This window comes from Pseudomonas sp. AC242, from assembly GCF_979258655.1.
Genome location: NZ_OZ409873.1, coordinates 3,811,162 through 3,823,587 on the forward strand (window position 1 = coordinate 3,811,162; position 12,426 = coordinate 3,823,587).

The 12,426-nt window shown below is 57.6% G+C and carries 12 protein-coding genes; all 12 read right to left on the reverse strand.

Annotation, left to right across the window (positions count from 1 at the left end):
- Nucleotides 1-42 precede the first annotated feature (42 nt).
- Entirely contained in the window at nt 43-933 is an 891-nt protein-coding gene (gene rfbA, locus ACZZ0A_RS17060) for a glucose-1-phosphate thymidylyltransferase RfbA (RefSeq protein ID WP_007908453.1), read from the reverse strand.
- Nucleotides 930-1,823, reverse strand: a complete 894-nt coding sequence (rfbD, locus tag ACZZ0A_RS17065) for a dTDP-4-dehydrorhamnose reductase (protein WP_007908452.1) — start codon at nt 1,821-1,823, stop codon at nt 930-932. The genes rfbA and rfbD overlap by 4 nt, the downstream gene beginning before the upstream one ends.
- On the reverse strand, nt 1,820-2,896 hold the full coding sequence (gene rfbB / locus ACZZ0A_RS17070; RefSeq protein ID WP_176472320.1) for a dTDP-glucose 4,6-dehydratase: 1,077 nt from the start codon (nt 2,894-2,896) through the stop codon (nt 1,820-1,822). Before rfbB ends, rfbD begins: the two co-directional genes overlap by 4 nt.
- Before the next feature lie 224 nt (nt 2,897-3,120).
- Nucleotides 3,121-3,360, reverse strand: coding sequence for a LapA family protein (locus tag ACZZ0A_RS17075; RefSeq protein WP_123375504.1), 240 nt, complete (start codon nt 3,358-3,360; stop codon nt 3,121-3,123).
- A 27-nt stretch (nt 3,361-3,387) separates the two neighbouring features.
- Nucleotides 3,388-3,684, reverse strand: coding sequence for an integration host factor subunit beta (gene ihfB, locus ACZZ0A_RS17080; RefSeq protein WP_003189779.1), 297 nt, complete (start codon nt 3,682-3,684; stop codon nt 3,388-3,390).
- 152 nt (nt 3,685-3,836) lie between these two features.
- Nucleotides 3,837-4,115 (reverse strand): hypothetical protein, encoded by a 279-nt coding sequence (locus ACZZ0A_RS17085; protein ID WP_007908433.1) that lies wholly within the window; start codon nt 4,113-4,115, stop codon nt 3,837-3,839.
- Nucleotides 4,116-4,320: 205 nt separating this feature from the next.
- Nucleotides 4,321-6,003, reverse strand: coding sequence for a 30S ribosomal protein S1 (rpsA, locus tag ACZZ0A_RS17090; protein WP_186620528.1), 1,683 nt, complete (start codon nt 6,001-6,003; stop codon nt 4,321-4,323).
- Between the two features lie 119 nt (nt 6,004-6,122).
- On the reverse strand, nt 6,123-6,812 hold the full coding sequence (gene cmk, locus ACZZ0A_RS17095; RefSeq protein ID WP_007908422.1) for a (d)CMP kinase: 690 nt from the start codon (nt 6,810-6,812) through the stop codon (nt 6,123-6,125).
- A complete protein-coding gene (locus ACZZ0A_RS17100; protein WP_463544101.1) occupies nt 6,809-9,016 on the reverse strand; it encodes a bifunctional prephenate dehydrogenase/3-phosphoshikimate 1-carboxyvinyltransferase in 2,208 nt (735 codons plus the stop codon). Before ACZZ0A_RS17100 ends, cmk begins: the two co-directional genes overlap by 4 nt.
- A 28-nt stretch (nt 9,017-9,044) precedes the next feature.
- Nucleotides 9,045-10,157: a histidinol-phosphate transaminase gene (gene hisC, locus ACZZ0A_RS17105; RefSeq protein WP_007908418.1), complete on the reverse strand. Its 1,113-nt coding sequence runs from the start codon at nt 10,155-10,157 to the stop codon at nt 9,045-9,047.
- Nucleotides 10,158-10,170: 13 nt separating this feature from the next.
- On the reverse strand, nt 10,171-11,265 hold the full coding sequence (gene pheA, locus ACZZ0A_RS17110; protein ID WP_007908404.1) for a prephenate dehydratase: 1,095 nt from the start codon (nt 11,263-11,265) through the stop codon (nt 10,171-10,173).
- The gene (serC, locus tag ACZZ0A_RS17115; RefSeq protein WP_007908403.1) at nt 11,265-12,350 is read right to left on the reverse strand and encodes a 3-phosphoserine/phosphohydroxythreonine transaminase; all 1,086 of its coding nucleotides are present in this window, start codon (nt 12,348-12,350) and stop codon (nt 11,265-11,267) included. The genes pheA and serC overlap by 1 nt, the downstream gene beginning before the upstream one ends.
- Nucleotides 12,351-12,426: the final 76 nt, after the last annotated feature.

A 12,426-nucleotide genomic window follows, 5' to 3' on the forward strand; every position in this document is an offset into this window, starting at 1 on the left:
GCAGCGATTGAACCCACCGATTGAAAGCGCGAGGCTTTCGAATCAGCGAGAAGGCGAGTCCAGCAGTTTTTGCAGGTACTGACCGTAACCGGTTTTCTTCAAGGCATTTGCCTGAGAACCCAGCTGCTCTGCTGTTATCCAGCCATTGTGGTAAGCAATTTCTTCGAGGCACGCTACTTTCAAGCCTTGACGCTGCTCGATGGTGTGAACGAAGTGACTCGCTTCCAACAAGGAGTCATGGGTACCGGTATCCAGCCACGCGAAGCCACGGCCGAGCATTTCGACATTCAGCGACTTCTTATTGAGGTAGGCGCTGTTCACATCAGTGATTTCCAGCTCGCCTCGCTCCGACGGCTTGATATTCTTGGCGATTTCCACGACCTCGTTATCGTAGAAATACAGACCGGTCACCGCGTAGTTGGATTTCGGCTTCAACGGCTTTTCTTCGATGCTCAGGGCACGGCCTGTCGCGTCGAACTCGACCACGCCAAAACGCTCCGGATCGGAAACGTGATAACCAAACACAGTGGCGCCACTCTTCTGCTCGTTGGCGGAGCGCAGATTGTCCGAGAAGTGCTGGCCGTAGAAGATGTTGTCACCCAGGATCAGGCAGCAAGGGTCCTTGCCGATGAACTCTTCACCGATGATGAACGCTTGTGCAAGTCCATCCGGGCTAGGCTGCTCGGCATAAGTCAGCTCGATACCGTAAAGGCTGCCATCACCCAGCAATTTGCGGAAGTTCGGCAGATCTTCCGGCGTGGAGATGATCAGGATCTCGCGCATGCCGGCAAGCATCAGTACCGAAAGCGGGTAGAAAATCATCGGTTTGTCGTAAATCGGCAGCATCTGCTTCGACACGCCGAGGGTCAGCGGATGCAGGCGAGTGCCCGAACCGCCGGCGAGGATGATGCCTTTACGATTATTGGTGGTCATTTGTTCAGAACTTCCCTAAGCATTCGAGTTACACCACTTTGCCAATCCGGCAAGTGTAGAGAAAAATTGTCGCGCAGCTTTTGTGTATTCAAGCGCGAGTTCAACGGTCGACGTGCGGCAGTTGGATAAGCCGTTGCCTCAATGGGTTCAATTGCCTGTACGGCAAGCGACTCGCCATTGGCCTTGGCAAAATCCAGCACATGACAAGCATAGCCGTACCATGACACTTCCCCAGCGGCCGCCAGATGATACAAACCGGACAGCTCCGGGCGCTTGAGCGCTTGCTGCAGTGCCAGTGCGGTTATATCCGCAATCAGATCGGCACCTGTCGGCGCTCCTACCTGATCAACGATGACATTGAGCTTTTCGCGCTCTTTACCCAGACGCAGCATGGTCTTGGCGAAGTTGCCGCCACGAGCGCTGTAAACCCAACTGGTACGAAACAGCAAGTAACGGCAACCGGAGGCCTGGACGGCGCGCTCCCCTGCCAACTTGCTTTCGCCGTAGCGATTCAGCGGCTGCGGCTCGTCGCCTTCCAGCCAGGGCACTTGCCCCTGACCGTCAAACACGTAATCAGTCGAGTAGTGGACCAACCAGGCACCCACTTCACGAGCTTCGTCGGCGAGAACCTGGATAGCTTGCGCATTCACCAGATTAGCCTGATCTGGCTCGGACTCGGCAGTGTCGACGGCATTGTAAGCTGCCGCATTGACGATCACGTCAGGCTGGACCTTGCGGATTGTCTCGCGCAAGGCCGCCAAGTCGGTCAAGTCACCAGACAACCCGTCAACGCCATGCCGACCCAGTGCGATCAATTCGCCAAGCGGCCGGAGGGAGCGTTGCAACTCCCATCCCACCTGACCATCCTTTCCTAGAAGAAGGATCTTCATGCCTTGTTCGATCGATCCGCGTAGTTCTGATCGATCCACTGCTGGTAGCTGCCGCTCTTCACGTGCTCTACCCATTCGGTGTTGGTCAGATACCACTCGACGGTCTTGCGAATACCCGTTTCGAAGGTTTCTTCAGGCGTCCAGCCCAGCTCACGCTGGATCTTGCTGGCATCGATTGCGTAACGCTGATCATGGCCCGGGCGATCCTGGACATAGGTGATCAGACTGGCATGCGGGCGATGTGCAGAATCCGGACGCAGTTCGTCAAGCAGGGCGCAAAGTGTATGGACCACTTCGATGTTCTGCTTTTCGTTATGACCACCAATGTTGTAGGTCTCGCCGATAACACCCTCGGTCACGACCTTGTACAGCGCACGAGCATGGTCTTCTACATAAAGCCAGTCGCGAACCTGATTACCTTTGCCGTAAACCGGCAGCGGCTTGCCTTCCAGCGCATTGAGAATGATGAGCGGGATCAGTTTCTCGGGGAAGTGGCAAGGGCCGTAGTTGTTCGAGCAATTGGTGACCAGTGTTGGCAAACCATAGGTGCGAGCCCAGGCACGAACCAGGTGATCGGAACTGGCCTTGCTGGCCGAGTATGGCGAGCTTGGCTGGTAAGGCGTAGTCTCGGTGAACAGATCTTCCGGGCCTTCAAGATCACCATACACTTCGTCAGTGGAGATATGGTGGAAGCGGAAGTTGCTCTTGCGGGTATCGTCCAGCGCCGACCAATAGTGGCGTGCGGACTCGAGCAAAGTGTAAGTACCGATGATGTTGGTCTGAATGAACTCGGACGGGCCCGAGATCGAGCGATCAACATGGGACTCAGCGGCAAGATGCATGATCGCATCCGGCTGGTGCTCACGCAGAACACGATCAACCTGCTCGCGATCACAGATATCAACGCGTTCGAATGCGTAACGCTCGTCTTGACTAACCTCGGCCAGCGACTCCAGATTGCCGGCGTAAGTCAGTTTATCGACGTTAACGACAGAATCGGTGGTGTTGGCGATGATGTGACGGATGACTGCCGAGCCGATAAACCCGGCGCCGCCGGTTACTAGAATTTTCACGCGGAACCATACCCTTGAGCTGCGGACAGCGCCATCAACGAGCACTGTCTAATCCATGAATGCAGAAGCCACCAAACATGAGGCTTCCGTCAAAGTCAGTCTGAATCGACGCGCAATAAAGCATTGTCGAACAAGGGCTGCATTTTACAGCTTAACGAACGTTTTACTAATGGATATAAACAGGGAGAGGCGCAATTTCGACAGACGCCCTGCACCTGCCGCTTTCAGACAAGGCGTTTGCGCGCCGCTCTGGAGGAGCGCCCCAAAAACCAACCGAGCACTGGCCCCATCAACATACCAATCAGCAACGCCAAGACTACGATCAGTGAAATTGGCAACTGCGGCCCGCTCAAACCTAGAAACAATAACGATACCGATTGCTGGTTTTCGAGCACAAACGCTAGAACCACCAGAATCAGTAAAAGAATAAAAACGCCAAGAAATATGCGCTTAAGGTTACGCATGAGGAACCCCTTGAGAGATAGCGACTGTCAAACCCCCTCCTCCTCTTCCTCATTCACCCGATCACGCAACTCTTTGCCCGGCTTGAAATGCGGAACGAATTTACCGTCAAGACTGACGGATTGGCCGGTCTTCGGGTTACGACCGACGCGCGGCGCACGGTAGTGCAGGGAGAAACTGCCAAACCCACGGATCTCGATGCGATCACCGGTGGCAAGGCATTGGGACATTTGCTCAAGCATGGTCTTGATGGCCAGCTCCACATCCTTGGATGAGAGCAGCCCTTGATGGGTGACAATTCGTTCGATCAACTCCGACTTCGTCATATTTTTCCCTTCTTTTTCAAGCAGCTAGATCAGCGCTTGAAAGGTTTTAGCACGCCCGGAAGATTTTGAACAGCCCAGGGATTGACATATCTTCCACCGCGTCGAAACGCCCGTTTTCAGGGCATCACAGCAACAAACAGGGCACGGCATGCTTAACGACATATCACCAGCATGGTTCGCGTCACGTAGCCCGCCGGATTGAAGCCAAAAGGAAACTCATCTTCATCCTTGGCATCATCCGATCGGGTGATCACCTTGTACCCCGCCCCCTTGCACTCCTTTGCCGCACGCTTCTGACATTTCTCCCAGCCAGAACCCAACCCAGAGCAGTCGACCTCTATACCACTGACACCACGCACAGCATGGGTCTTGGCACTGGTCGTACAGCCAGCCAGAACCAGTACAGCCATGAGGACAATAAACTTGTTCATCCACTTCCTTATGCCAGGCAACTGCCCGACGACTACACGCTTAAGACCAAGCTTAGACGTGAATAGACGATTGATCCGATTAAAGAAACAGACCAGCCCGAAGTGGAATTGGTTTCACCGAAACACTCGCGAAAACCTGGAAGCACCAAATCGCAGGCACAAAAAAGGGCGACCGAAGTCGCCCTTTTTAATGATCAAGCAGAACTTAGTTCTGTTTGGCCATTGCATTGCGCAGCAGTTGCGCCATGGTGGTGTCGCCAACAGGAGCTTCTTCAGCCTTCAGGCTTTGGATAGCTTCTTTCTCTTCAGCATCGTCTTTCGACTTGATGGAGAGCTGGATCACGCGGCTCTTGCGGTCAACGCTGATGATCTTGGCTTCTACTTCCTGGCCTTCTTTCAGAACGTTGCGCGCGTCTTCAACGCGGTCACGGCTGATTTCGGAGGCTTTCAGAGTCGCTTCGATATCGTCGGCCAGAACGATGATGGCGCCTTTGGCGTCAACTTCTTTCACAGTGCCTTTAACGATGGCGCCTTTGTCGTTCTCTTGAACGTACTCGGAGAACGGATCGCTTTCCAGTTGCTTGATACCCAGGGAGATGCGCTCGCGCTCTGGGTCAACCGACAGGATAACGGTGTCCAGCTCGTCGCCCTTCTTGAAACGACGAACAGCTTCTTCGCCAACTTCGTTCCAGGAGATGTCGGACAGGTGAACCAGACCGTCGATGCCGCCGTCCAGACCAATGAAGATACCGAAATCGGTGATCGACTTGATGGTGCCGGAGATTTTATCGCCCTTGTTGAACTGGCCAGAGAAATCTTCCCATGGGTTAGATTTGCACTGCTTGATGCCCAGGGAGATACGACGACGCTCTTCGTCGATGTCCAGAACCATAACTTCCACTTCGTCGCCGACTTGTACGACTTTCGAAGGGTGGATGTTCTTGTTGGTCCAGTCCATTTCCGAAACGTGTACCAGACCTTCAACGCCTTCTTCCAGCTCAGCGAAGCAGCCGTAGTCGGTCAGGTTGGTTACACGAGCGGTAACGCGAGTGCTTTCTGGGTAACGGGCTTTGATAGCAACCCATGGATCTTCGCCCAGTTGCTTCAGGCCCAGGGAAACACGGTTGCGTTCGCGATCGTATTTCAGAACCTTGACGTCGATTTCGTCACCAACGTTGACGATCTCGGAAGGATGCTTGATGCGCTTCCAGGCCATGTCGGTGATGTGCAGCAGGCCGTCCACGCCACCCAGATCGACGAATGCGCCGTAATCGGTGAGGTTTTTGACGATACCTTTGACTTGCTGGCCTTCCTGCAGGGATTCCAGCAGAGCTTCACGCTCGGCGGAGTTCTCGGCTTCCAGGACGCTGCGACGGGAAACGACAACGTTGTTGCGCTTCTGATCCAGCTTGATGACCTTGAATTCCAGCTCTTTGCCTTCCAGGTGCGTGGTGTCGCGCACTGGACGGACGTCAACCAGGGAACCTGGCAGGAACGCACGGATGCCGTTAACGTCGACAGTGAAGCCGCCTTTAACCTTACCGTTGATAACGCCCTTGACCACTTCCTCAGCTGCGAAGGCCGCTTCCAGAACGATCCAGCACTCAGCGCGCTTGGCTTTTTCACGGGACAGCTTGGTTTCACCGAAACCGTCTTCAACCGAGTCCAGAGCAACGTGAACTTCGTCACCGACATTGATAGTCAGATCGCCAGCGTCGTTGTAGAACTGCTCAAGCGGGATGAGTGCTTCAGACTTCAGGCCAGCGTGAACGGTTACCCAGCGAGCCTGGTAATCGATATCAACGATAACACCGGTGATGATGGAGCCTGCCTGAAGGTTCAGGGTTTTTAGGCTTTCTTCAAAGAGTTCCGCAAAGCTTTCGCTCATTTTAATTCCTGTAAATGAGGGCGAAGGATACGCCCATCTCCACACCCCAGACGGTGTGGGTTAGTTTCATTAAAAAGAAGCGCTGCAGGACTATGACTGGTCCCCTGCCGCCTTCTTGGTCACCCGGCGATATCGCGAATGGCGATCTCGCTCATGATGCGTTCAAGCACCTGATCGATGGACAACTCCGTGGAATCCAGCTGTATGGCGTCAGCCGCCGGCTTAAGCGGGGCTACCGCTCGCTGGGTGTCACGCTCGTCGCGTGCACGGATCTCATCTAGCAGACTCGACAGACTAACACCCTCGACTTTGCCCTTCAACTGCAAATATCGACGGCGCGCCCTCTCCTCGGCACTGGCGGTCAGGAAAATCTTCAGCGGCGCATCAGGAAAAACCACCGTGCCCATGTCGCGACCATCGGCCACCAGACCCGGCGCCTCCTGAAAAGCACGCTGGCGCTGCAGCAGTGCCTCGCGTACGGCCGGCAATGCCGCCACTTGCGAAGCGCCGGAACCGACGCTTTCGGTGCGAATGACATCGCTGACTTCGTCGCCTTCCAGAATGATCCGTTGCAACTGACCATCGGTCGCCGCAATGAACTGAACATCCAGATGAGCGGCGAGTTTCTTCAGCAGCTCTTCATTGGTCAGATCCACACCGTGGTTGTGCGCAGCAAATGCCAGCAAGCGGTACAACGCACCGGAATCCAGCAGGTTCCAGCCCAGACGCTTGGCCAGAATCCCGGCTACGGTGCCTTTGCCCGAGCCGCTTGGCCCATCAATGGTGATGACCGGTGCAATGTATTTCACGACTGAGCCTCTTGTGCCACACGAATACCGACCTGCCCGCACAGTGCGAGGAAGTTCGGGAACGACGTCGCGACGTTGGCGCAATCATGGATGCGGATCGGTGCAGTAGCGCGCAGCGACGCCACACTGAATGCCATCGCGATACGGTGATCGCCATGACCATGCACTTCGCCGCCGCCAATCTGGCCGCCGTCGATGATGATGCCGTCCGGAGTCGGCTGGCACTTGACACCCAGCGCCAGCAAACCGTCTGCCATGACCTGAATGCGATCCGATTCCTTGACCCGCAGCTCTTCGGCACCGGTCAGCACGGTGCGCCCTTCGGCACAGGCTGCGGCGACGAACAACACCGGGAATTCGTCGATCGCCAGTGGAACCAGCGCTTCAGGAATCTCGATACCTTTGAGTTTAGCTGCTCGCACGCGCAGGTCAGCCACCGGCTCGCCGCCGACTTCACGCTGGTTTTCCAGAGTGATGTCCGCGCCCATCAGGCGCAGGATGTCGATCACGCCAGTGCGGGTCGGGTTGATGCCGACGTGCTCAAGCACCAGCTCGGAACCTTCGGCGATCGAGGCCGCGACCAGGAAGAACGCTGACGACGAGATGTCGCCGGGCACTTCAATGTGGGTCGCAGTCAGTTTGCCGCCGGACTCGACCGAGGCCGTAGCGCCATCAACGCTCACCGGATAACCGAAACCACGCAGCATGCGCTCGGTGTGGTCGCGAGTCGGAGCCGGCTCGGTCACGGTGGTCTTGCCTTCAGCGTACAGACCGGCGAGCAGCAGGCAGGACTTCACCTGAGCACTGGCCATCGGCATGGTGTAAGTCAGGCCTTTGAGCTTGTGTCCGCCACGAATGGTCATCGGCGGACGACCTTCAGCAGCAGTTTCAATCACGGCGCCCATTTCGCGCAGTGGATTGGCCACGCGATTCATCGGACGCTTGGACAGCGAGGCGTCGCCAGTCAAAACGCTGTCGAAGTTCTGCGCCGCCAACAGGCCGGACAGCAGACGCATCGAGGTACCGGAGTTGCCCAGATAGATCGGGCCGGGCGCCGGCTTCAAGCCGTGCAGGCCGACACCGTGGATGGTCACGCGGCCGTGGTGCGGGCCTTCGATGACCACGCCCATGTCGCGAAATGCCTGCAAGGTCGCCAGGGCGTCTTCACCCTCAAGGAAGCCTTCGACTTCAGTGACGCCTTCGGCCAGCGAGCCGAGCATGATCGAGCGGTGGGAAATCGATTTGTCACCCGGTACGCGAATCCGACCGGACAGGCGGCCACCAGGTTGAGCCAGGAAGATCAGATCGTTGGAATTCATAGCGTCCACATAGGCCCTGCGGGCCAGGATTTTACTGAAATGCTCGCGGGCAACCCGGGCGCGAGTGAAAACGCCCAACAATTGGTGCCCATCCCCTGCATCGACCGCGTCGCGCAAGGCGTCGAGGTCGCTGCGAAATGTATCGAGTGTGCGCAGGACAGCCTCGCGGTTGGCGAGGAAGATGTCGTGCCACATCACCGGGTCGCTTCCGGCGATTCTTGTGAAATCGCGGAAACCGCCCGCAGCGTAACGGAAGATCTCAAGATTTTCATTGCGCTTGGCCAACGAATCGACCAGACCGAAGGCCAGCAGATGCGGCAGATGACTGGTCGCGGCCAGCACTTCATCGTGACGCTCGACCTGCATGTGCTCGACGTCGGCGCCCAATTCGCGCCACAGACGATCAACCACAGCCAGCGCCGCCGGATCGGTTTGCTCAAGCGGCGTGAGAATCACTTTGTGGCGACGGAACAGTTCGGCATTGGAGGCTTCCACCCCGCTCTGCTCGGAACCGGCAATCGGATGAGCCGGTACGAATCGCGGCGGCATAGCGCCAAACGCTTCGGTCGCCGCGCGCACCACATTGCCTTTGGCGCTGCCGACATCGGTCAGAATCGCCGAGCCCAGATCCATGTTCGCCAACCGCGCGAGCACTTTCTCCATGGCCAGAATCGGCACCGCCAACTGAATCACGTCAGCGCCCTGGCATGCGGTTGCCAAGTCATCTTCACAGCGATCCACAACGCCTAACTCAACCGCCAACTTGCGCGACTGCGGGTCGAGATCGACCCCGACCACTTCGCGGCAGATACCGCTTTCACGCAAGCCTTTGGCAAACGAACCACCGATCAACCCCAGACCGACCACCACAAGGCGACCGATCATAGGTGCAGCAGATTGCAGTGCAGTGACATCACCCACGAGCCAGAACCTTGCGCAGCGCTTCGAGGAAGCGGCTGTTTTCCGCCGGCAGACCGATGGTCACCCGCAGGTGGTTCGGCATGCCGTAGTTGGCTACCGGACGCACGATCACGCCTTCGCGCAGCAAGCCCTGGAACACCGGAGCCGCGACCTGACCGAGGTCGACGCAGATGAAATTGCCTTTGGATTCGATCCAGCTCAGCCCCAGCTCACGGAAGCCGGCCTGCAACTGCTGCATACCCGACTCATTGAGCTGACGGCTTTGCGCCAGATATTCCTCATCCTTCAGCGCTGCGCAGGCTGCCGCGAGGGCCAGACTGTTGACGTTGAACGGCTGGCGAACGCGGTTCAGCACGTCAGCCACAACCGCAGTCGACAGACCGTAGCCAACGCGCAATGCCGCCAGGCCATAGGCTTTGGAGAAGGTGCGCGAGACCAGCAGATTCGGGTAAGCGGCGAGGAAATCCAGACCGTCCGGCAGATCGCTGCCTTCGGCGTACTCGATGTAAGCCTCGTCCAGCACCACCAGCACATGCTCCGGAACGTCCTGCAGGAACTCGTCCAGCGCTTCAGCACCGAACCAGGTACCGGTCGGGTTGTTCGGGTTGGCGATAAACACCACGCGGGTGTTGGCATCGATGGCCGCGAGCATTGCAGGCAGGTCATGCCCCCAATCTTTCGCCGGCACCACTTTGGCTTGGGCGCCGACTGCCTGGGTGGCAATCGGGTACACAGCGAAAGCGTGCTCACTGAACACGGCATTCAGACCCGGCGCCAGATAGGCGCGCGCGACCAGTTCAAGAATGTCGTTGGAACCGTTGCCCAGCGTGACCTGATTCAGCTCGACGCGGCATTGCTCGGCCAGCAGGGATTTCAGCGCGAAACCGTTGCCGTCCGGGTAACGCGTCAACTCGGCCAGCTCTTCGCGGATCGCCGCCAAGGCTTTCGGACTGGCACCCAGCGGGTTTTCGTTGCTCGCCAGTTTGACGATTTTTGCCGGATCCAGGTCCAGCTCGCGCGCCAGTTCGTCCACAGGCTTGCCCGGAACGTACGGCGAAAGTTGTTGCACGCCCGGCTGTGCCAGAGCGAGGAAGTTGCCACTCATTTGCTACCGCCCCTTAGAGAACTGCTTTCGGGTAGGAACCCAGCACTTTGAGTGCTACTGCTTCCTGACTGATCTTTTCCAATACACCTTTGATCAACGGATCACGGTGATGGCCGACGAAGTCGATGAAGAACACGTAGGTCCATTTGCCACTGCGCGACGGACGGGTTTCGATACGGGTCAGGTCGATCCCGTTGTCGTGGAACGGCACCAGCAACTCATGGAGCGCGCCGGGCTTGTTGCTCATCGACACGATGATCGAAGTCTTGTCGTCGCCGGTCGGCGGCACTTCCTGGTTACCGATCATCAGGAAGCGCGTCGAGTTGTCGGGACGGTCTTCGATCTTCTCGGCCAGACGCGTCAGGCCATACAGCCCTGCCGCCATGTCGCCGGCAATCGCCGCCGAATTCCACTCGCCTTTAACCCGCTTGGCCGCTTCGGCGTTGCTCGACACCGCCACGCGCTCGACATTCGGGTAATGCGCGTCCAGCCACTTGCGGCACTGGGCCAGCGATTGCGCGTGGGAATAGATGCGGCTGATGCTGTCGGTCTTGGTATTTTCACCGACCAACAGGTGATGGTGAATGCGCAGCTCGACTTCGCCACAGATCACCATGTCGTGCTCGAGGAAGCTGTCCAGCGTGTGGTTGACCGCGCCTTCGGTGGAGTTTTCCACCGGCACCACGCCAAAATTCACCGCACCGGCCGCCACCTCACGAAACACTTCGTCGATCGCCGCCATCGGCTTGCTGATCACCGCGTGACCGAAGTGTTTCATCGCTGCGGCTTGGGTGAAGGTGCCTTCAGGACCGAGATAAGCCACTTTCAGTGGCTGCTCCAGCGCCAGGCACGACGACATGATTTCACGGAACAACCGCGCCATCTCTTCGTTGCCCAGCGGCCCCTGATTGCGCTCCATCACCCGCTTGAGCACCTGAGCTTCGCGCTCAGGACGATAGAACACCGGCACTTCGCCTTCGGCCAGCGAGGCCATCTTTACTCGCGCGACTTCCTGGGCGCAACGCGCACGCTCACTGATCAGCTCCATGACTTTGGTGTCCAGAGCGTCAATGCGAACGCGCAGTGCCTTGAGTTCTTGCTCGGACATCAGCCGTGTTCCTTCTCGAATTCAGCCATGTACGCCACCAGCGCATTAACCGCGGTGATGTCGACGGCGTTGTAGATGGAGGCGCGCATGCCGCCCACGGAGCGGTGGCCCTTCAGATTGAGCAAGCCGCGCTCTTCGGCACCGACGAGGAACGGCTTGTCCAGACGATCATCGGCCAGACGGAACGGCACGTTCATCCACGAGCGATCCGACTTGTTGATCGGGTTGCTGTAGAGGCCGCTGGCGTCGATGAAGTCGTACAGCGTGCGCTGTTTGACGTCGTTGAGCTTGGCGATCGCTTCGACACCGCCCTGCTCTTTCAGCCACTGGAACACCAGGCCGGACAGGTACCAGGCCAGGGTCGGCGGGGTGTTGTACATCGAGCCGTTATCCGCTGCGACTTTGTAGTCGAGCATGGTCGGGCACAGCGCGCGCGCCTTGCCGAGCAGGTCTTCGCGGATGATGTTGACCACAATACCGCTCGGGCCGATGTTTTTCTGTGCGCCGGCGTAGATCATGCCGAAACGCGAGATATCGACCGGGCGCGAGAGGATGTCCGAAGACATGTCGGCTACCAGCGGTACATCACCGACTTCAGGAATCCACTGGAATTCCAGACCACCGATGGTTTCGTTCGGCGCGTAGTGAACATAAGCGGCGTCTTTCGACAGCTTCCACTCGTTCTGGCCCGGGATAGCGAAATAGTCGTATGGCTTGGCGGTGGCGGCAACATTGACGTGGCCGTAGCGCGAAGCTTCTTCGATGGCTTTCTGCGACCAGATACCGGTGTCGATATAGTCGGCAGAACCGCCTTCAGGCAGCAGGTTCAGTGGGATCTGCGCGAATTGCTGGCTGGCGCCACCTTGCAGAAACAGCACTTTATAGTTCGACGGGATATTCAGCAGGTCACGCAGATCCTGCTCGGCCTGGGTGGCGATGGACACGAACTCATCGCTGCGATGGCTCATTTCCATGACCGACAGACCCTTGCCATGCCAATCAAGGAGTTCACCCTGGGCGCGCTGCAGGACAGCTTCAGGAAGCGCCGCAGGACCGGCGCAGAAGTTATAGGCTCGCTTGCTCACATCCAATCTCGCTCTGACTTGGTGATACACAAAAAATCTGTAAATCTGATAGGTCTACCTCTGTAGCAGCCTTCGG